General features: G+C 70.6%; 18 protein-coding genes. 8 read left to right on the top strand and 10 right to left on the bottom strand.

The window, feature by feature from the left end; genetic code table 11:
* The first annotated feature begins 5 nt into the window (after nucleotides 1-5).
* Nucleotides 6-374: a GNAT family N-acetyltransferase gene (locus OG878_RS42195; protein WP_443049236.1), complete on the top strand. Its 369-nt coding sequence runs from the start codon at nucleotides 6-8 to the stop codon at nucleotides 372-374.
* On the opposite strand, the gene OG878_RS05530 is transcribed toward OG878_RS42195, so the two are convergent.
* On the bottom strand, nucleotides 365-955 hold the full coding sequence (locus OG878_RS05530) for a TetR/AcrR family transcriptional regulator (RefSeq protein ID WP_328885716.1): 591 nt from the start codon (nucleotides 953-955) through the stop codon (nucleotides 365-367). The two genes, OG878_RS42195 and OG878_RS05530, sit on opposite strands and share 10 nt — an antisense overlap.
* Nucleotides 956-1033: 78 nt before the next feature.
* On the opposite strand from OG878_RS05530, the gene OG878_RS05525 reads away from it, so the two are divergent.
* The 6 genes from OG878_RS05525 to OG878_RS05500 all read left to right on the top strand — a co-directional run bounded on the left by OG878_RS05525 (nucleotide 1034) and on the right by OG878_RS05500 (nucleotide 7361).
* On the top strand, nucleotides 1034-2563 hold the full coding sequence (locus OG878_RS05525) for a class I adenylate-forming enzyme family protein (RefSeq protein WP_328885715.1): 1530 nt from the start codon (nucleotides 1034-1036) through the stop codon (nucleotides 2561-2563).
* Nucleotides 2560-3342, top strand: a complete 783-nt coding sequence (locus OG878_RS05520) for a crotonase/enoyl-CoA hydratase family protein (protein ID WP_328885714.1) — start codon at nucleotides 2560-2562, stop codon at nucleotides 3340-3342. The genes OG878_RS05525 and OG878_RS05520 overlap by 4 nt, the downstream gene beginning before the upstream one ends.
* Before the next feature lie 224 nt (nucleotides 3343-3566).
* Nucleotides 3567-4292 carry a FadR/GntR family transcriptional regulator gene (locus OG878_RS05515; protein WP_328885713.1) on the top strand — a complete coding sequence of 242 codons (726 nt, stop codon included), beginning with the start codon at nucleotides 3567-3569 and terminating at the stop codon, nucleotides 4290-4292.
* 137 nt (nucleotides 4293-4429) lie between these two features.
* Nucleotides 4430-5197 carry a (Fe-S)-binding protein gene (locus tag OG878_RS05510; protein WP_328885712.1) on the top strand — a complete coding sequence of 256 codons (768 nt, stop codon included), beginning with the start codon at nucleotides 4430-4432 and terminating at the stop codon, nucleotides 5195-5197.
* Complete coding sequence (locus tag OG878_RS05505) at nucleotides 5194-6732, top strand: LutB/LldF family L-lactate oxidation iron-sulfur protein (protein ID WP_328885711.1); 1539 nt, start codon at nucleotides 5194-5196, stop codon at nucleotides 6730-6732. Before OG878_RS05510 ends, OG878_RS05505 begins: the two co-directional genes overlap by 4 nt.
* The gene (locus OG878_RS05500) at nucleotides 6729-7361 is read left to right on the top strand and encodes a LutC/YkgG family protein (RefSeq protein WP_328885710.1); all 633 of its coding nucleotides are present in this window, start codon (nucleotides 6729-6731) and stop codon (nucleotides 7359-7361) included. Before OG878_RS05505 ends, OG878_RS05500 begins: the two co-directional genes overlap by 4 nt.
* Nucleotides 7362-7410: 49 nt before the next feature.
* Here OG878_RS05500 and OG878_RS05495 read toward each other — a convergent pair whose 3' ends face one another.
* The 7 genes from OG878_RS05495 to OG878_RS05465 all read right to left on the bottom strand — a co-directional run bounded on the left by OG878_RS05495 (nucleotide 7411) and on the right by OG878_RS05465 (nucleotide 18055).
* A complete protein-coding gene (locus OG878_RS05495) occupies nucleotides 7411-9297 on the bottom strand; it encodes a DUF2264 domain-containing protein (protein WP_328885709.1) in 1887 nt (628 codons plus the stop codon).
* Nucleotides 9294-10325 (bottom strand): hydroxyacid dehydrogenase, encoded by a 1032-nt coding sequence (locus tag OG878_RS05490; RefSeq protein ID WP_328885708.1) that lies wholly within the window; start codon nucleotides 10323-10325, stop codon nucleotides 9294-9296. The genes OG878_RS05495 and OG878_RS05490 overlap by 4 nt, the downstream gene beginning before the upstream one ends.
* A gap of 36 nt (nucleotides 10326-10361) precedes the next feature.
* Nucleotides 10362-11231 carry a carbohydrate ABC transporter permease gene (locus OG878_RS05485; RefSeq protein WP_328885707.1) on the bottom strand — a complete coding sequence of 290 codons (870 nt, stop codon included), beginning with the start codon at nucleotides 11229-11231 and terminating at the stop codon, nucleotides 10362-10364.
* Nucleotides 11228-12220: a carbohydrate ABC transporter permease gene (locus OG878_RS05480; protein ID WP_328885706.1), complete on the bottom strand. Its 993-nt coding sequence runs from the start codon at nucleotides 12218-12220 to the stop codon at nucleotides 11228-11230. The genes OG878_RS05485 and OG878_RS05480 overlap by 4 nt, the downstream gene beginning before the upstream one ends.
* Before the next feature lie 54 nt (nucleotides 12221-12274).
* Nucleotides 12275-13642 carry an ABC transporter substrate-binding protein gene (locus OG878_RS05475; RefSeq protein WP_328885705.1) on the bottom strand — a complete coding sequence of 456 codons (1368 nt, stop codon included), beginning with the start codon at nucleotides 13640-13642 and terminating at the stop codon, nucleotides 12275-12277.
* A 102-nt stretch (nucleotides 13643-13744) separates the two neighbouring features.
* Nucleotides 13745-14899, bottom strand: coding sequence for a substrate-binding domain-containing protein (locus tag OG878_RS05470; RefSeq protein WP_328885704.1), 1155 nt, complete (start codon nucleotides 14897-14899; stop codon nucleotides 13745-13747).
* Between the two features lie 291 nt (nucleotides 14900-15190).
* Nucleotides 15191-18055: an alpha-L-fucosidase gene (locus OG878_RS05465; protein ID WP_328885703.1), complete on the bottom strand. Its 2865-nt coding sequence runs from the start codon at nucleotides 18053-18055 to the stop codon at nucleotides 15191-15193.
* A 366-nt stretch (nucleotides 18056-18421) separates the two neighbouring features.
* Here OG878_RS05465 and OG878_RS05460 point away from each other — a divergent pair, with 366 nt between their 5' ends.
* Complete coding sequence (locus OG878_RS05460; protein ID WP_328885702.1) at nucleotides 18422-19189, top strand: sulfite exporter TauE/SafE family protein; 768 nt, start codon at nucleotides 18422-18424, stop codon at nucleotides 19187-19189.
* Between the two features lie 302 nt (nucleotides 19190-19491).
* Here the strand turns inward: OG878_RS05460 and OG878_RS05455 are convergent, their stop codons facing one another.
* On the bottom strand, nucleotides 19492-19875 hold the full coding sequence (locus tag OG878_RS05455; RefSeq protein ID WP_328885701.1) for a hypothetical protein: 384 nt from the start codon (nucleotides 19873-19875) through the stop codon (nucleotides 19492-19494).
* An 81-nt stretch (nucleotides 19876-19956) separates the two neighbouring features.
* Nucleotides 19957-20451 (bottom strand): DUF309 domain-containing protein, encoded by a 495-nt coding sequence (locus OG878_RS05450; RefSeq protein ID WP_328885700.1) that lies wholly within the window; start codon nucleotides 20449-20451, stop codon nucleotides 19957-19959.
* Nucleotides 20452-20463: the final 12 nt, after the last annotated feature.

The following is a 20463-nucleotide window of genomic DNA, read 5'->3' as shown; positions in this document are numbered from 1 at the left end:
TCTGCATGGAACAGTGGGCTGCCGACGGACCGTTGCGTGCCTTCGGGATACGGGCGGGGGACCGGAGGGTGCTGGCAGGCACCATCGACCTGCGGTTCGACACGGCGCACCTGACCTCCGGGCAGGTCAGCATCGCCTACGGCCTCTATCCCGCCTGGCGCGGGAAGGGACTTGCGACGCGCGCCGTCGCCCTGGTCCGTGGATACGCGGCGGCCGCGGGTGCCAGGCAGGGAGTGATCAAGGCGGACCCGGAGAACGCGGCGTCGGTGGCGGTCGCGCGGCGGGCCGGCTTCACGTACCTCAAGCAGGTCGCGGAAGCGGACGGCGCCCTGTTCAACTGGTATGTCCACGATCTGCGGGGGCCTCAGGGCTGAGCCCCCAGAAACCGGTCCGTCCACAGCCGCAGCAGTTCGTCGCCGAAGGTCGGGTCCTCGCGCAGCACACTGGTGAGGGCGAGGCCGCGGTGCAGGACCAGCAGCGATTCGCAGAGCAGGGCGAAGTCCTCGCGCGCGGCCGTCTCCGGACCGAAGACATCGGCCATCACCGCACGCTGGGCCGCACCGACTTCGCGTTCGGCCGGAAGCAGCGCCGCCCTGAGGTCAGCGTCGGTGCGGGCCGCCAGCCACAGTTCCAGGCCCGCGAGGAAGTACGGGCCCGACATCGCCGTGCGCAGCAGTGCAAGCCCCTTCTCGCGGTTCGGTGCGCCGTTGCCCGTCTCGGTACGGATGTGGGCGAGACGCAGCTCCGCGACATGGTGGGTGGCGGCCGCCAGCAGATCGGCCTTCGAAGCGAAGTGGTGGAGCAGCGCGCCGCGGGAGACGCCCGCCCGCTCCTGCACCCGCTGGGTCGTGGTGCCCGCGAAGCCGTGCTCGACCAGGCAGTCGATGGTGGCATCGAGGAGTCGCCGGCGGGTCTCCTCCCGGCGTTGCTGCTGGGTGCGGCGTGGAGCGGGCATGGCAGCGAGCGTACGACACCCCAGGGAATGAACAAACAGTCTGGACGGACTGTATGTGACGGGTCTATCGTCCGGCGCATGCTTGCCGTAGACCTGGTTCGCCGCGGTGCCGCGCGTTTCGCAGGACGTACCGCCGTGCATTTCGAAAACCGTTCCCTCACCTACGCGGAGGTCGACGAGGCCGCCAACCGCCTGGCCCATGTCCTCGCAGGACTGGGCGTCGGCCGTGGCGACCGGGTCGGGCTGCTGCTCGGCAACGGGCTGTGGTCCGTCTCGGTCGACTTCGCCTGCCTGAAGGCCGGCGCCGCCCGCGTTCCGCTCAACGGCCGCCTCTCCGCCGCCGAACACATCCGGATGGTCCAGGACACCGGAGTGACCCTCCTGGTGTACGGGCCGGAACTCGCCGAGCGCGCTCTCGGACTCGGCGCCGCCGTACCGGGGTTGACGCTCGCCCGGCTCGGCGGGTCCGCCCGGGCCGACCATCTCGACCTGATGGCCGCCATGCGCGAGGCGAGCCCCGCCGACCCGATGCTGCCCGCGGCGCCGGACGACGTGATCCTGATCCTCTACACGTCCGGCACCACCGGCACCCTCAAGGCCGCCCAGCACACCCAGGCCGGCTATGCCGCGATCACCGCGAACATCCTGTCCAACCTCGTCTCACCCGGCCGGGACGACGTGATGCTTCACGCCGCATCGCTCATCCACGCCAGCGGCACCTTCGTGCTGCCGTACTGGGTGCGCGGAGGCGCCTCCGTCGTCCTGGGCGGGTTCGACCCGGACGAGTACCTGTCGGCCATTTCCCGCTACGGGGTGACCGCCGTCAACCTCGTCCCCACCATGCTCGGCATGCTCTTCGCCGGAGGAAAGGCCGAGAGCGCCGACCTCGCCCGGCTGCGGACCGTCGTCTACGGGGCCAGCCCGATGCCGCGCCCGCTCATCGAGCATGCACTGGATGCCTGGGGCCCCAGGTTCGTCCAGTACTTCGGGCAGACCGAGGCACCGCTGTGCCTGACCGTGCTCGACAAGGACGACCACGCCGCGGGCGGTGAACTGCTCGGCGCCGCCGGGCACCCGGCGGTCGACGCGCAGCTCGTCCTCACCGACGAGGACGGCGCCCCGGTGGCCCCCGGCGCCATCGGCGAGGTCCGCGTCAGGGCCCCGTTCACGATGGCCGGGTACTACAACGCGCCGGAGCTGACCGCCGCGAGCCTCACCGGCGACGGCTGGATCCGCACCCGCGATCTCGCACGCTTCGACGACCGCGGCTACCTCCATCTCGTCGACCGCAGCAGCGACATGATCATCACGGGCGGCTACAACGTCTACCCGCGCGAGGTCGAGGATGCCCTCGCGAGCCACCCCGCGGTCGCGCAGTGCGCCGTCGTCGGCGCCCCCGACCCCACCTGGGTCGAGGCGGTCACCGCGTTCGTCACCCTTCGCCCGCGGGCGGAGGTCTCCGAAGCGGCCCTGCGCGACCATGTGCGCGCACGGCTGGCCGGCTACAAGGTGCCCAAGACCGTGCACTTCGTCGAGACCATCCCGTACTCGCCGGTCGGAAAGATCCTCCGGCGAGCCCTGCGCGACCCCCTGTGGGAGGGCGAATGACGACCGGACACCCCGCCGTACGGATCGAGCGCGACGGCCCCGTCTTCACGGTGGTCCTCAGCCGTCCCGAGGTCCGCAATGCCGTCGACGGCCCGACCGCCGGCCGACTCGCGGACGCCTTCCGGGAATTCGAGTCCGACCCGGATGCGTCCGTGGCCGTGCTGTGGGGCGAGGGTGGCACCTTCTGCGCCGGAGCGGACCTCAAGGGCATCGGCACGGAACGCGGCAACAAGGTCCTCGCCGAGGGCGACGGACCCATGGGTCCCACCCGGATGCGGCTGAGCAAACCCGTCATCGCCGCGGTCTCCGGACATGCGGTGGCCGGCGGCCTGGAGCTCGCCGTCTGGTGCGACCTGCGCGTCGCCGAGGAGGACGCGGTCTTCGGTGTCTTCTGCCGGCGCTGGGGGGTGCCCCTCGTGGACGGCGGCACGGTGCGGCTGCCGCGCCTGATCGGGGAGAGCCGCGCGATGGACCTGATCCTCACCGGCCGGCCGGTCCCGGCGACGGAGGCGTACGACATCGGGCTCGCCAACCGGCTCGTGCCGAGGGGGGAGGCGCGTCGCGCGGCGGAACAACTCGCCCGGGAGATTGCCGCGTTCCCCCAGCTGTGCGTGCGTCACGACAGGCTTTCCGTTCGCGAACAGCACGGCCTCTCCGAACCGGACGCCCTGGCGGCCGAGTACCGGCACGGAATGGTCCCGCTGACCGCGGGGGAGACACAGACCGGCGCGGACCGGTTCGGCAACGGCGCCGGCCGGCACGGCTCCTTCGCCGACTGAACCCGCCTCACGTCGGCCCTGCCCCGTCGGCGAAGTACGCCGACGGGGCAGGGCCCGGTGCTCGGCGGAACATCGCCGTGAACGCACTGATCGTGGTCGCGCTGCCGCCCGGAGCCTCGCGGGCGGCGGCAGGCGACGGAGGTGGCCACGGTGCGCCAAACGTTTGGTCCGACCACATGGCGTGTGTGACATAGTGGGAGAAAGGTCGAGGCAGGGGGTGAACGATGCCCGTCGAGTGGCAACCCGTACGGCAGTCCCGTACGCATGAGCTCGTGCTCCAGAGCATCGAGGAGCGGGTGTTCGCCGGAGAACTGAAGGCGGGCGACCGGCTGCCGCCCGAGCGTGAACTCGCGCCCGTCCTCGGAGTCAGCCGGTCCGCGTTGCGTGAGGCGCTGCGGGTGCTGGAGACGATCGGGGTGCTCGTCGCACAGCCCGGCCGTGGTCCGGACGCCGGGGCGCGGATCGTTCGCAACCCCGACGACGCCCTGGGCCGGCTGCTGCGGCTGCACTTCGCGCTCGGCAGCTACAGCCTGGAGGACGTCCTGGAAGCGCGCGTCGTGCTGGAGCGGTCCAGCTTCGAGGCGGCGGCCACACACGCTTCCGCGGAGGACCTCGACGAAGCGCAGCAGCTGCTCGAACGGATGGGGGAGCCGGGCGTCGGCGTGGCCGAGTTCAACGACCTGGACACCCGGTTCCACGTCCAGATCGCCCGTAGCTCCGGCAACGAACTGACCTCCACCCTCACCTCCGCCGTGCGCGAGTCCGTGCGTTCGCTGATCCTGCGGGCGCTGGAACAGGCCGAGGACTGGCCGGCCACGGCAGCCGGGCTCAACGCCCAGCACACCGAACTGCTGCGGCTGGTGCGCGCGGGCAAGGGGGCGAAGGCGGCCGATCTGGTCGAGCGGCACATCCGCAGCCTGCACGGCACGCTGGTGGACGAGAACGAATAGCCCGCAGGACGTCGGCCGAACGAGGGGCGGTGCGCACGCGCACCGCCCCTCTCGCATCTTCCCGCCTCTTCAGGTACCGGACCGAGGCTAGTATGGTCCGACCATACAAAGGCCAGAGAAACGATGGGAGAGCCTCCATGCGCATCGGACTCTTCGCCACCTGTCTGGGAGACACGCTCTTCCCCGAGGCGGTGAAATCCACCGCGGTCCTGCTCGCCCGCCTGGGTCATGAGGTGGTGTTCCCGCCCGAGCAGACCTGCTGCGGCCAGATGCACGTCAACACCGGCTACCAGCGTGAATCCGTCCCGCTCGTACGGAACTTCGCCGAGCAGTTCGGCGACGCGTCGATCGACGCCGTCGTCATGCCCTCGGGTTCCTGCGCCGGATCGGTCCGCCACCAGCACGAGATCATCGCCGAACGGTACGGGGACGCGGCGCTCCGCGCGGGCGTCGCCACGGTCAAGGCCCGGACGTACGAGCTGTCGGAGTTCCTCGTCGACGTCCTGGGCGTCACGGCAGTCGGCGCGTACTTCCCGCACCGCGTCACCTACCACCCGACGTGTCACTCCCTGCGGATGCTGCGCCTCGGTGAGAAGCCCCTGAAACTGCTGCGCGCGGTCGACGGCATCGACCTAGTCGAACTTCCCGAGGCGGACTCCTGCTGCGGGTTCGGCGGCACCTTCGCCGTGAAGAACGCAGAGACTTCGACCGCGATGCTCCAGGACAAGATGCGCAACATCACCACCACCGGGTCCGCCGTGTGCACCGCGAACGACTCGTCCTGTCTGATGCACATCGGCGGCGGACTCTCCCGCATCAAGTCGGGCACCCGCACCCTGCACCTGGCGCAGATCCTCTCCTCCACCCGCACCTCGCCGTACGTCCTGACGGAGGCCGTCCGATGAGCAGCACCTTCCTCGGCATGCCCGCCACCCCACCCCGCTCCCCGTACGGGACGGGCCATCTGCGCGGCGACCGGAAGTTCCCCGCGGCCGCCCACGACGAGCTGCGCAACGAGCAACTGCGCCGCAACCTCGGCAAGGCCACCCGCACGATCCGTGCCAAGCGGCTCAACGTCACCGGTGAACTGCCCGACTGGGAACAGCTCCGCGACGCCGGCTCGGCGATCAAGACCGACACCATGAACCGGCTCCCCGAACTCCTGGAGCAGCTGGAGCGCAAGGTCACCGAGCGCGGCGGTACCGTCCACTGGGCGCGCGACGGCGTCGAGGCCAACGAGATCGTCGCCCGGCTCGTCAGGGCGACCGGATCGAAGGAGGTCATCAAGGTCAAGTCGATGGCCACCCAGGAGATCGGCCTCAACGAGCACCTCGAATCGATCGGCATCACCCCGTACGAGACGGACCTCGCCGAGCTCATCGTGCAGCTCGCCCACGACAAGCCGTCGCACATCCTGGTGCCCGCCATCCACCGCAACCGCGACGAGATCCGCCAGATCTTCCTCAAGGAGATCCCCGGCGTCGACCCGCGGCTCGACAACGTACCCGCCCATCTCGCCGCCGCGGCCCGCGCCTATCTGCGCGAGAAGTTCATGACGACGAAGGTGGCCGTCTCCGGCGCCAACTTCGGCATCGCCGAGACCGGCACCCTGTCCGTCGTCGAGTCCGAGGGCAACGGCCGGATGTGCCTGACGCTGCCCGACACCCTGATCACCGTCATGGGCATCGAGAAGGTGCTGCCGCGCTATCAGGACCTGGAAGTCTTCCTGCAGTTGCTGCCGCGCTCCTCGACCGGGGAGCGCATGAACCCGTACACCTCGATGTGGACGGGGGTCACGCCCGGCGACGGACCGCAGGACTTCCATCTGGTCCTTCTCGACAACGGCCGCACCGCCGCCCTCGCCGACCGGATCGGGCGCGAGGCGCTCAACTGCATCCGCTGCTCGGCCTGTCTGAACGTCTGTCCGGTGTACGAGCGGGCCGGCGGCCATGCGTACGGATCGACGTACCCCGGACCGATCGGTGCGGTCCTCACCCCGCAGCTCGCCGGGATGCACGCTGCCAAGGACGACCCCAACAGCTCCCTGCCGTACGCCTCCAGTCTCTGCGGCGCCTGCTTCGACGCCTGCCCGGTCAAGATCGACATCCCGTCGCTGCTGGTCGAGCTTCGCCACCAGCACACCGAACAGACCGGCGCGACGGCGGAGAAGCTGGCCATGAAGGCGGCGGCCGGCGTGATGAAGCGGCCGAAGCTGTTCACGGCCGCGCAGAAGGCCGCGGGGCTCGGCCGGATCCTCGGCGGGCGGGACGGGAAGATCTCGCATCTGCCGCCCCCGTTCAACGGGTGGAGCGACAGCCGGGACACCGCGGCGCCGCCGAGGCAGTCCTTCCGCGCCTGGCTGGCGTCGGACGAGGGCGCCGCGACCCTGCGGGCCGCGGCCGAGGACGGCAGGAACCAGCAGCAGGAGGAGGAGAAGTGACGACCGCACGCGCCACGGTGCTCGGCCGGATCCGGGACGCACTCGCTCTCGCACCCACCCCCGGCACGGCCGTCCCGCGCGACTACCGGACCGGCCGCACACTCCCCGACGACGAGCGGCTCGCGCTCTTCACCGGCCGGCTCGTCGACTACAAGGCACATGTGCACGCCTGCACCGCCGACCGCACCGCCGAAGTGATCGCGCAGGTGCTGCGGGAACACGGTGCCCGGAAGGTCGGGGTGCCCGCCGGGCTCGACGAGCGGTGGCTCGACGCGTACGACGGGGAGATCCAGCAGGACCACGCCGACATTCCTGCGCCCCGTCTCGACGCGCTGGACGGCGTCGTCACCGGGGCGGCCGTCGGCTGCGCCGAGACGGGCACCATCTTCCTCGACGGCTCGCCCGACCAGGGGCGGCGGGCGCTGTCGCTCGTCCCCGACCTGCATGTGTGCGTGGTGGATCTGTCGGCGGTCGAGGTGGGGGTGCCGGAGGCGGTGCGCCGGCTGGTGCCGGAGCGGCCGACGACCCTGATCAGCGGGCCGTCCGCCACCTCGGACATCGAGCTGGAACGGGTCGAGGGCGTGCACGGCCCGCGCACGCTGGTGGTGGTGATCCGCGTCGACGCGTAGTGCGGGATCGTCCGCCGGACGGCCATGAGGCCGTCCGGCGGACGGATGGTCAGCCGTGCTGGACCGTCAACGGTTCGAAGTCGATTCGGGTCGTCGCCCCGTCCTCCGCCCAGCCGACCTCGACCGTGTCGCCGTCCACGTTCACACCGCTGACCGCTGCCGCGAGCGCCGTCGCGTCCGGCTCCGCCGTCAGCGATGCGAGGGACACCAGCAGGAGCGTCCCCTCCGCGTCGCAGGACAGCCGGGGTACCACCGCCCAGCGTGTGTGCGCCGTGCCCTGCGGCGCCCGCACCTCGTCCCGGGTCTCCCAGCCGTGCAGGCCGTGCAGTTCGGACCGTACGGAGTCGTCCGGACCGGTCGCCCAGCCCGTCTGCTCCACCCGTGTCGCGGCGGGCGCACCCAGCACCCGGTGCACCCGCAGCTCGTACCGGCCGTGGACCACCGTGACGCTCTCCACCCGCAGCCCCGGCACCATCGGCGGACCCGAGGTGAAGACGGGGCGGTGCCAGGATGCTGCCCAGCCCCAGTCGTCACCCTGTCCGGCACCCAGCGGACGTATGCTGCGGCGGCTGCTGCGCACCCCCGCGACGACGACGGCCAGATGGTTGTCCGCCGCGTTCGCCTTCGACGTCGGGCCCGACACCGTGGAGTACGACTGGCGGCTGTACAGCGGATCGTCCTCCACGCCCGACTCGCCCTCGTGCGGCCGGACATGGTCGCTGCCGTGGTTGTGCAGCCGCACGATGCCATCCGCGCGGGTGGACTGGATCAGCAGGCCGGGGGCGGGCAGCGCCACCACCCGGTCGGGACCCTCGCTGGGAGCGGGTTCCTCGGTCGCCGTCCACAGCGGATGGCCGTCCGGGGCGAGCAGCGAGACGAACGCCTTGGACGCCCAGTACGGGGACGCGGGGCCCGAGTAGTGCTGCAGCGTCGCCTCGTGCGGGCCGTGCCAGCCCAGGCTGAGCAGCCCGTCCGTGCCTGTCGCGCCGCGGTCCAGGAAGTAACGCAGCGCTCCGCTGATCACCCGCCGCGAGGCGCCGGGAGAGAGCGGGGTGTGCCCGGTGACGGCGCCCAGCGCGACCGCCGCACCGGCCGCGAACCGGTACGTCAGCGAGCGGCCGAAGTGGATCGGCGCGCCGTCGCCGCCGAACAGCAGCGAGAAGCTGTCCAGGTGTTCGCGCAGCCGGGAGCCGAAGTGCGCCGACAGTTCGGTGTCGCCCGACAGATGTGCGTCCAGTACCGGGTACAGATGCAGCGCCCAGCCGTTGTAGTGGTCGAAGGCGCGGTGGTCCCCGTCGGAGTACCACCCCTGTCCGCAGTACCAGCCCTCCAGCAGGCCGAGCGCCCGCTCCTTCGCCCGGACGGTCTCCGCGTCACCGCGGCCCACCGACTCCAGGAACGCGGCAACGGAGTAGGGGAACAGGTACCAGTTGTTCGGTGCGGGGGTGTGCCGCAGGGCGCCGCGCAGCCACTCCTCGGCACGGTCCTGGACGCGGGGGTCCAGCCGGTCCCACAGCCAGGGGCGGGTCAGCCGCAGCCCGATCGCGACCGAGGCGGACTCGACCATGGGCTGGCCCTGTACGTGGTGGTCGAGGATCAGCGGCCAGGACTCCAGGTCGTCGCGGCCGGGCGTCCGCGTACCGGCGGCGAGTCCGTCGGCGTACCGGTCGAGCCAGCCGTGCGGATCCTTCCCGTCTGAGCCCGCGACCCGGAACGCCGCCGCGAGGAACGTACGGGCATAGCCCTCGAGCCCGTCGGACCGTACCCCGGATCCGGACGGCCGCCCCGGCAGGTCGAGCAGGGCGCGGCCGGGGGTCGACCACTGCCAGGCCGCCCGCAGCAGACCGTCCGCCGCCGCCTCCCAGTGCGCCCGGGTGTAGCCGGTGTACGGGCTCAGGTCGCGGTCGTCGGAGGGGAGTTCAAGGGAGGAGGTCATGCGAGGAATGCCAGCCTTTCGCGTCGTACGGGATGGGCGAAGCCGTCGCCCGCGGCCCAGCGGCCGATCTCGTGGACCGCCAGGTCGGCCAGCCGCTGCCACTCGTTGCCCTGCGAGCCCGCGAGATGCGGGGTGATCAGGGCGTTGTCGCACTCCCACAAGGGATGCGCGGACGGCAGCGCGTCGGGGTCGGTGACGTCGAGAATCGCGCGGATCCGGTGCTGCCGGAGTACGTCGGTGAGCGCGTCCTGGTCGACGACGGCGCCCCGCGAGGTGTTGATGAGCACCCCGTCCGGGCGCATCGAGGTGAGCAGTTCACGGCTGACGAGTCCGTGGGTGGCGGGCAGCAGCGGGGTGTGGACACTCACCACGTCGCTCTGCGCGAACAGTTCCGCGAGCCCGACCTGCCGGACGCCCAGCTCGGCGGCGTCCTCCTCGGAGACGTACGGATCGTGCAGCAGCACCCGCAGGTCGTACGGGCGCAGCAGCTCGATGACGCGCCGGCCGATCAGCGAGGCGGACAGAATGCCCACGGTACGGCCGTAGTTGCCGACCTCGGGTGAGGTGCGCAGCCAGTCGTCGCGGCGGCGCTCGGTCCGGTAGTCGCGGGCCCGCTCCAGGACCCGCTTGCCGGACAGCAGGATCATCGCGACCGTGTACTCGGCGACCGGCAGTGCGTTGGCGGCGGCGGCCGACGACACCTCGATGCCCCGCTGCCAGCAGGCCTCGGTGACATGTCCGCGGACGGAGCCCGCCGTGTGCACGACGGCGCGCAGCCAGGGCGCCGCGGCCAGCACCGCCTCGTCGATGGGCGGGCAGCCCCAGCCGGTGATCAGGAGTTCGGCGTCCGCGAGTGCGGCGCGGGCCCGTTCGGTGGTGAGGTCGTCGAGGACGGGCAGCGGGGCGAGGGAGCACACCTCGGCGAGTGCGGCCAGGGCCCGGGGCGTGAGGACGGCGGTCGCGGCCTCCGGCTTCATGGCGACGGCGGCGCGCGGCCGACGGGGTGCGGTGGGGGTCGTGCTGGGCATCTCTCTCCTGGTGCGGAAGTGGTCCGGGCGGCCCGGCTACTTGACGGAGCCCGCGGTGAGCCCCGACTTCCAGAACCGCTGGAGCAGTGCGAAGGCGAGGATCAGCGGCAGAACGGCGAGCAGCGAGCCCATGATCACGACGGGGTAGTACTCGGGTGACACGGTGGCGGAACTGTTCCAGGTGTAGAGCCCCAGACTGACCGGATACAGGTCCTGGTCGGAAAGCATCACCATCGGCAGGAAGAAGTTGTTCCAGATGGCGGTGAGCTGGAAGAGGAACACGGTGACCAGACCGGGCCCGAGCATCCGCAGCGCGACGCGGAAGTAGGTGGTCAGCTCGCCGGCGCCGTCCACCCGCGCCGCTTCGAGTACCTCGTTCGGCACGTACCCCTGGCTGAAGATCCGGCCGAGATACACACCGAACGGATTGAAGAGCACCGGGATGAACACCGACCAGAAGGTGTTGACCAGGCCGGTGCCGGACGCCATCAGATACAGCGGTAGGGCGAGCACGGTCTGCGGCACCATGACGGCGGCGAGAACCAGCCCGAACAGCTTCTCCTTGTGCGGGAAGCGGTACTTGTCGAAGGCGTAGCCGCAGGCGATGCTCACCAGGGCGCCGACCGCGGCGCCGAGCACCGCGTAGAGCAGGCTGTTCCCGTACCACCGCCCGTACAGTCCGCCGTCCATCGCGAACAGGTCCTTGAGGTTCTGCACGAAGGCGAAGTGGTTCAGCGACAGCACATCGCTGCCGAACAGGGCGTCCCGGCCCTTCGACGCCGCCAGCACCAGCCACAGCACCGGCAGCACCGTGTACAGCACCGAGATGCCCACCACGACCTGGACGACGGAGCGGCCGAGAAGCCGGGGCCGCAGCGTGGCGGCCGTACGGGTAGTGGTGCTCATCGGGCGTCCTCCTCGGGGGTGTTGGCGCGGTTGGTCCAGCGGGTGACACCGTAGGAGAGGGCGATCGTGCAGATCAGCAGGACGACCGAGGCGGCGGCGGCCAGGCCGTAGTTGTTACGGGTGAAGGCCGCGTCGTAGATGTACATGCTGGGGGAGAACCGCGAGTTGATCACCGGGGTGGACTGGCTGAGCAGCATCGGCTCGGTGAACAGCTGGAGAGCGAAGATCAGGGTGAACATCGCCACCATGACGATGGACGAACGCACCAAGGGCGCCTTGACCTGGAGCGCGGTACGGACCGGTCCGGCGCCGTCGACGACCGAGGCCTCGATGACCTCGCGGGGCACGGCCTGCAGAGCGGCGTAGAAGACCACCATGTTGTAGCCGAGATTGCTCCACAGAGCGATGTTCACCATGGACGGCACAACGGTGTGCACGCCGAGGAAGTCGATGGTGATGTCGGCCTTGCCGAGCAGGTCGATCACCGGGCTGAGCCCGGGCGTGTACAGGTACAGCCAGATCACGGCGGCGATGATGCCGGGCACGGCATGCGGCAGGAACAGCCCGAGCTGGGCCCATGAACGCAGCCGCACCACCCCGGAGTCCAGCAGCAGCGCCAGCGCGAGCGCGGCGATCACCAGCACCGGAATGTAGAAGACGCAGTACAGGAAGACGGTGCCCAGGCTGCTGAGGAACGTCGGGTCGGTGAGCACGGCCGTGTAGCTGCGCAGTCCGACGAAGACCGTGCGTTCCGGACCGAAGCCGAGTCCCGGCTGGTCGGCGCTGAAGAAGCTGAGCCAGACGGCCGTCCCGACGGGGATCAGGAAGACCGTCACGAGGAGGACGAAGAACGGAGTCATCAGGGCGCCACAGGCGCCGAGTTCACGGCGCCGGGCCGACCTGAGGGTGGAGCGCGCGGGCGCGGCCGCCGACCGGGCGTCCGCCGGGCGCACGGGGGCGATCGTGGGCGTGGAAGCGGGGGTGGTCATGCGTGTCACCTGCCTCTCTGCTGCTGGGAACGGGGGAAGGAACGGCGAACGGGGTCAGCTGCTGCGCTCGGTGGTGGCGAGGCCCAGCGCCCTGAGGTCCGGCATGGTGCCCTGCTGGGCGGCGCGCACCGCGTCGACCAGAGAGCCCTGGCCGCCGCCCGCGCGTGCGAAGCCGTCCTGCATCACCTTTCCGGTGGCGGTCATCCGCGGCCCCCAGATCCAGCCGTCGCGGATCTTGTGCGCCTCCGCCTCGAAGACCGTGTAGATGTCCTGGCCCGCGTAGTAGCTGCGGTCGAAGGCTTTGCGGCCGACAGCGACGAGACCGGGGGCGGCCGGGTACTGGCTGCTGCTGCCGCTGGAGAGCCGGGCGCGCAGTGCGTCGGGGTGCGACACCTGCCACTCGATGAACTCCAGAGCGGCCTCCGGGTGCCGGCTGTCCTTGGTGACCGCGAACGTGGAGCCGCCGTGCGTGCCGACGGCCGGCTTCGCCGGATCCCACTGGGGGAGCGGGGCCACGGCCCACTTGCCCTTCTGGGCGGGACGGGCGTTCATCTGCGCGCCGGCGTCCCAGGCGCCGCTGAGCCGGACGAGGACCTGGCCGTTGCTGATCTGGGCGTCGCTCTGGCGGCTGTCCACGGCGTTCATGAAGACCAGGTCCTGGTCGATCAGCCGTTGCCAGTACGACGCGACGCGGCGGGTCGGCTCATCGGTGAGCGACACGTTCCAGGCGCCGCCCGAGGTGTCGAACCACTGGGCGCCGGCCTGCCAGGCGAGCGCAGCGAACTGCATGGCACCGTCGGTGGCGAAGGTCGCCAGCCGACGGTCCGGGGCCTTGCGGCGGACGGTCCGGGCCGTCTCCTCGAACTCGTCCCAGGTGCGCGGGACTTCGAGTCCGAATTGCTGGAACAGGTCGGTGCGGTAGTGCATCATCATCGGCTCGATGTCCAACGGCACGCTGAAGACACGCTTTTCGAACGTGGTCAGTCCGAGCGCCTGCGGCAGCAGTTTGGCGCGCAGCCCGTCACCCATCAGATCGGTCAGTTCGCGGGCGACACCGTCGATGGCGAAGCCGGGGACCTGGGGGTACTCGATGGTGGCGACGTCCGGGGCGTTGCCCGCCCGGAACGCGTTGCTGAGCTTGGCGTAACCGCCCTGGCCCCCGGTGGGGATCTGCTGGAAGTCGACCTGTATGAGGTCGTGGGTGCGGTTGAACGCGTCCACGACCTCCTGGCTGCCGCGCAGCGCCGACCAGAAGGTGATGTGCGTGGCGCGCTGCGCGCCCTTGTTGCTGATGGTGCTGGTGTTGCTCGTGCTGCCCGACTGTGATGCTCCGTCACTGCTGCTGCAGGCGCTGAGCGCGCCGGTCAGCGGCAGGGCGGCGATCGTGGCGAGCACGGATCGACGGCTCTGTCGATCAGGCATGGGTGCCTCCCGCGGCTCCTGATTCGAGACACGGGGAATCCTGATCGGCTGATCGGTACGGGTCAATAGATCGCTCAGAAGAAAATGAAAGCGGTCAAACGCTCATTTCCCGAGAGGGGTGAGCCGCTGCGCCGATCCACGGATCTTCAGCGAGGGCAGCAGCTCCGTCCTGCGCACCGGACCGGTGGAGTCGGCGGACCCGGCGAGCCGGTGCAGCAGCAGCTCGGCCGCCGCGCGCCCGATCTCCGCCTTCGGCGGTGCCACCGCGGTCAGCGGCGTGCTGCCCAGGGCGGCGACCACGTCGTCGTACGCCACCACCGAACAGTCGCGCGGCACCTGCACCCCGCATTCCGCGAGCCGCTGCACCAGCATCAGTGCGTCGACATCACCGTGCAGCACGGCGGCCGTCGCGCCCCGTTCGCGCAGCAGCGCGGCCAGATCGACTGCCGCGCCGTCGTCTCCGGGTACGGGCGCCTCGGAGCCCGGCGATTCGGGACCCGGGCCGGGCACCGCCTCCGGCGAACTCAGCACCACCGACCAGTCCTCGACCTCCGGCCTCGCCGCCGCGATCTCGGCGAACGCCGTCCGGATGGTGCGTGCCGTCGGACTGTCGTCCCGGGCGGCCAGGACGATACGGCGGTGGCCCAGCGACACGAGGTGGTCGACGGCCAGATGCGTCCCGTACCAGTGGTCGGAACAGACGGAGTCCAGGGCGTGCAGTGCACTGCCCGGCCGGGGCCGCCGCTCCATCAGTACGGTCGGCACCCCCACCTCCGCCAGCCAGCCGTACTCCAGCTCCTCCGAACGCGCATGACGCCAGCGCGGGGCGATCAGCAGCCCGCGCGCCCCGTCCGCCAGCGCCCGCTCCACCAGCGGCCGTTCGGCGCCCGCCGACTGCGGCGCGATGTGCAGGGCGATCCGCATCCCGGCCTCCTCCAGCACCGTGCGGGCGCCGTGCAGCGTCTCGTACAGGTACGAGTGCCGCTCCGGTACGACGAGGGCCACCGCAGCGCCGTCCCCGGCCGGTTCCTGCGCCCGCGCCGCCGGCACCGTGGCGGGTTCCGGCGCGTCGATCACCGGACGGGCCACGCCGTGCCCGCGCCGCAGCCGCCCCACCCGGGCCAGCTCCTCGACGTCGCGGCGGATCGTGACCACCGAGACATCCAGCTCGGCGGCGAGCACGCTGACCTTGACGGCGCCCCTCGACTGCACCACCGACAGGATTCGCTGACGCCTGAGTTCAACCGGCTCCCGCATGCTGTTGCCCCCTCGCCGTACCGCTGCGCACTGTTCGTTTGAACGCTTCGTGTGAGCGCTTGGGTCGCAGCATAGCGATCACCCGCGCGTCGTCCACGGCGTTCACGGCGGCGGGGCCGGGGCCTGCGTCCGGGGGCCGGCAGGCCGTTCTCATCGGACGGTGCCGATCGGGGTCTCGGACGGCGGCGGCACTGCCCGCCGCCGTCCGCCTGTGGTCCCCGGCCCGGCGGCCGCCGGGCATGCCTCAGGGGCCGTTGAGGAACGGCCCCTGATATGCATCCGCCGACGAGCCTACGGCTGTCCCAGCGACAGCCGGTCGAGATCGGGCGCGGACTCCTCGTCGTTGTAGATCCTGATCGTGTTGGCGCCCGCGGCGAGCGTCACCGGAACGGTGGTCGTCTCCGGGGTGCTGTTCCCGATGCCGCTCACCGCCGCCTCGACCGGCGCTCCGCCGTTGACGCTCACCAGGAACGAACGATCCCCGTTCACCGTGTAGTCGATGAACAGCGGGTAGGTGCCGGCCCGGTCCACGGTGATATCGGGGAACCGGACATCGGCACCCGCGCCGCCCCCGATGTTGCGCACCTTCTCGCCGCCGGAGCAGGGCGAGCAGCCGGTCGGACCCGCGGTGCCGAGCGTGTTCCGCGAGTCCTCGGCCTCGCGCATGAAGACCCGGTCCGCCGGGCGCGGCCGGACGCCGACGCTCTGCGTCACCTCGTGCGGTGTTCCGAGCGTCAGGAAGGCCGCGGTGACGGGAACCGTCGTCGACCCGATATCCGCGCCGGGCGGCGAGGTCAGCGTCCAGCCGGCCTCGATCGTCTCGCCCAGCCGCATCGACGACGCCGTCGCCGGACCGCCGTCGACCGACCAGCCCGCAGGAACCTTCGGGGCGAGCTGGACACCGTCGAGAATGTCGTCGGCGTCCAGCCGCAGCTTCGCCGTCACCTTGACCGACTGCTGCCCGGCGCCGACCCACTGCAGCCCGTGCGGATCGACCGTCATTGTCGTCTTGGGCACGTACGACGTCGGCGGCAGCGGTCCGACGGCGATCCGGTCGAGGCCCGGCCCCCGGGCCGCCCTGCTGAACACCTCGACCGTATTGGCGCCCGCGACCAGCGGCACGGAGACAGCTGTGGACCCCGGTACGTCCGGGTTGCCCGCGGGCACCGCCACATCGATGGCCGCGGCGCCGTTGACCCGTACCGACAACGAGGTCGCGGACCCGGCGGTGTGGTCGAACTGGAGCCGGTGGTTCCCGGCTTCGGCGGCCGTCACGTCGCGGAACGTCACGGAGTTACGTGCTCCGCCGCCGAACCCGACGAGGCGGGACGAACCCGAACAGGCCCCGCACGCGGACGCTCGTACACCGCCGTCCCGGGCGTTGCTCCGCGACTCCGCCTCCAGCGGCACCTGCGCGGAGCCCGACACCGGTGCCCCGTGGGCCACCTTGATCTCGTCGATCCTGAGCCGGCCGAAGAAGTCCGGCGCCTGAGGACCGGCCCAGGTGTTCCGTACGTCCAGCTTCAGATAGCGGGCCCTTTGTTCACCGATGTCGATGAACTGCACTCCTCGGGCGCTCGGCAGTGCCCCGGTACGGACCGTCCTCCAGCGCCTGCCGTCGTCGCTCGTCGAGACCGTGTAGTCCTTGATCCGCGCGGAGTCCTCCGGTCGGCCGAATGTCGACCGGGCGTGCGTCGGTGACCACTCGCGCTGACTGACCGCGAGCGAGGTCGCCTTCCGGGGGCTGCCGAGGTCGACCGTCACGGACGCAGGAAGCTTCCCGTCACTGTCCCAGTAGTTCTCGTGGCTTCCGTCGACCACGTCCGCGGCCGGGTGCCCGTCGGCCGAGGACGAGGCCGTGGCCCGCAGGGAGTTCTGTGGGTAGTAGGACTGCTGCAGGCCGTCCGTCTCGACCTGGAACACCGTGTCGTACGGGTCCCAGTCGGCGATCCCGAGGATCGTCAGGTAGCCCCCGGACTGGCTGAACGCCATTGCCTTCCCGGTGCGTACGTCGGTCACCTCGGTCGCCCGGTACCCGTTGTCCCGCAGCCGCACCAGATCCGTTCTGGGCCGGGTCACCACATGCACGTACTGGGTCCGCGCCCCGGGCCCGACGGTGATGACACCGTGTGCGCCGTCGTTCCAGAAGCCGGGCTGCATCCCGCCGTACATGTAGCCGCCGCCCTCGGTGCCCTGCAGCGCGGACCGGATCGGTGCGGTCCACTCGGCCATGAAGTCGTTGTACGCCTGCTGGCTCGGCGGGAACCTGCCGTTCACCATCGCGGTCTCCGCCATCAGCGACTTCATGGACGAGCCCGCGTTGGTGATGTACCTGCCCGTACTCAGCCGGAAGTCCACCGGGTGGTCTTTGCCGTCGTACCACCAGTCGCCGCTGGTCGGCAGCTTGTAGTCACCCTCGGAGACGCGGGGCATCGGCGTGAACGCGGCCGACGGATAGTCGTACGCCGGGGTCGTGCCGGTCTTCTGCTCATTGCTGACCGTGTCCATGATCGGTGTGTCCTCATTGTTGTTGGTCAACAACCAGGACGGACGCCTCGCCCGGATCTGCTCGTAGAGGTGATGGCTCTCCCAGTACTCGTTGTCGTTGTCGATCCAGAACCCCGCAAGATCCGGGTAGTTCTCAATCACTTCGAAGAACTGGTCGTAGCTGAACCGGCCGAACCCCTCGCGTGTCGTCAGATCGACCTTTTCGCCCTTGTACGCGGAGTACGCGTCCGAGTCGAGCGTCTGCACTCCCGGCACCTCGTTGTGCCACTGCGGATCATCGGTCATGTACAGCTCGACCTTGATGCCCTTGGCCTTGCCCGCGTTCACGAGCTCACCGAGGAAGTCGCGCTCCGTGGAGCAGCTGCCGGGGATCTTCGAGGGCCACGGCCGCGCGTAGCCCAGCCTGCTGTGGAAGGTGGCCAGGACGATGTACGAGGCGCCGACCTTGCGGGCCTCGTCGACCCAGTAGTCGGCGGACCAGCCGCCCGCGGTGACGTCGTGCTCCCACGCCTGGCAGTCGACGTGACGGGGCGCGGTGAACATGCCCCAGTGGAGGAACAGACCGGCCGTGGACTCGCGCATCCACTGCTGGCGAGGATGCTGGACCTCGGCGGTGGCGGCAGGTGCGCCGAGGAGTGCCGCTGCCATCGCCAGGGCCAGTGAGAGACAGAACAGGGTCCCTCTGCGGCCCGCCGGTGAGGTGTGTGGTCTGCCCGCCGATCGATGTGCCGGAGATGTGCGGCTGTGCGGTACGGATGCCATGGCCGTCGCCCTCTCGCCCGGGGCCGATGTGGGTGGAGTCAACCGAGCTGCCCACTGAGACATCCGATGCTTGCAACGAGGTCAACCTGGGGTCAAGAGTTCTGACGTGCAACACCCTTATAGCGTCCGGAAATTGTGAGGGGGAGGGAGGGGTTCGTGTGACAACACATCGGATGAGCCGGTGCAAAGTCGGGCGTCGGGCGAGGGCTCGAACCAGGCCCGAAATGCGTGCGACTACCATCTGTTCCTGGCATGGACACCCTCACACTCTGGCAACTGGCGGCGCTGGCCGCGGCATCCGCTCTCGTCGGCTTCTCCAAGACGGCCGTCAGTGGTGCCAACACGATCAGTCTCGCGGTCTTCGCGGCCGTGCTCCCGGCCCGCGAGTCCACCGGAGTGCTGCTCCCGATCCTCATCGCAGGCGACGTGCTCGCCGTCCTCACCTACCGCAGGCACGCGCACTGGCCGACGCTGCTGCGGCTGTTCCCCGCCGTCGCCGTGGGCGTGGTGGCCGGCACGCTCTTCATGGTGTGGGCCGACGACGACGCCGTAAGAACATCGATCGGCGCGATTCTGCTCTTCATGGCAGGCGTCACCGTCTGGCGGCGCCGTTCCGGCGCCGAGGCCGAGGATCCTCAGCAGGATTCCGGCCGCTCGTCCCGCACCGGCCGGCTCAAGGCCCGTTCGTACGGAGTGCTCGGCGGCTTCACCACCATGGTCGCCAACGCGGGCGGCCCCGTGATGTCGCTCTATCTGCTCTCGGCCGGTTTCCGGAAGCTCGGCTTCCTCGGTACGTCGGCGTGGTTCTTCCTGATCGTCAACACGTCCAAGGTGCCGTTCAGCGTGGGCCTCGGCCTCATCGACGCCCGCTCACTGCTGCTGGACGCCGCGATGCTGCTGTTCGTCGTTCCCGGTGCCTGGATCGGCCGGAAATCCGTGGACCGGATCAACCAGAAGCTCTTCGAACGGCTGGTGATCGGCGCGACCGTGCTCGGCGGAATCCAACTGCTCCTGCGCTGACCGCACGGCAGGGCCCTCCCGGACCGGAGGGTTCGGGAAGGCCCTGAAGCGGCCGCCGCAGCCGTCGCACCGGACGATGTCTGCCGTGGTCTCCGTCTGCTCACGGACGTTCCCGTGCGCGGACGGCGTGCTGTGCGGACGGCGCGCGACGAACCACCGCACTGTGGCCGGGACCGGCACCCACCGGTGCGAACGACGCAGGGTTCATCGCGTTGACGGTCACCGGGAACGACTGCGGCAGGAACAGCGCGGCGCGGCCGCAACGCTCACGGCCTTCCGTTCCGCGGACCTCGGACGGAGGTTCAGGGGATCAGCAGCCAGTCCGAACCGATCGCCGCCACCAGCCCGACGGCCAGCAGCCAGCTGCCGAGACGGGTCCGGCCGTTGCGGCTGAGCTCGATCACGACCCCGCACAGGATCAGCGCGAGCCCGTACACCCCGACCACCAGCACGGACGACCGGCTCGCGATCCGCAGTCCGAGCACGACCGCCATCGCCACCATGCCGACCGAGGAGAGAGCGATCCGCAGCCGTCTGGCCTGACGCGGTGTCAGTCTGCGCTCCGCGGTCGCATCCGTGCCTTCGGTGTCCTCGGTGTCCTCGGTGTCCTCGGTGTCGTCGTGGTCGTCGGCGGGCTCGGCGGATATCGGGGCGTCGACGGCCTGGTCCTGGTCAGAAGTGCTCATGACGCGCGATCGTAATGGCTCCGCGGCGCCGTGTTGACCGGTCCCGGCCACGGGAGCCGAAAACGACCACAATCATCCGGCTCAGCAGCCTCCACGTCGCAGCCGGGGCGCCTCCGCGGCCGCGTCCACCGGCTGCCCGTCCGATGCCTCCGCCCGTCCGGCGAGATCCTCCGCCCAGCCGGTGAGCGCACCGATCCCGATCCCGTACGGCGACGGGTCCGCGAACTTCGCGAGCGCCGACGCCCCCCGTCGCAACAGCCGCGCCCCGCCCGTCGAATTACCCCGCGCCACATGCGTCAGCCCCACCGCCAGCTGGGCCAGACCCCGCCACAACTCCCGCTCCGCCGCCGGGCCCGACTTCCACGCATCCTCGAACACTTCGTGCGCATGGAACGGCATCCCCGCGTCCAGCAGACGCTGGCCCTCCCGCAGCGTCTCCTGGGGGGTCCGGACCACCCCCTCGGGCTGCCGCTCCACCCCCGGTGATCCGTACGGCAGCGGGCGCCCCAGCCCGTCACGCGGGCGCGCATTGCGCGCCCGGCCCTCGGCGTCGCGATCCCTGCGAGTCTCGTCCACTCCTCGATTGTG

Origin of the sequence: Streptomyces sp. NBC_00316, assembly GCF_036158715.1 — a bacterium.
Taxonomy (GTDB): Bacteria; Actinomycetota; Actinomycetes; order Streptomycetales; family Streptomycetaceae; genus Streptomyces.
This window is presented reverse-complemented; position numbering and strand designations above follow the sequence as displayed.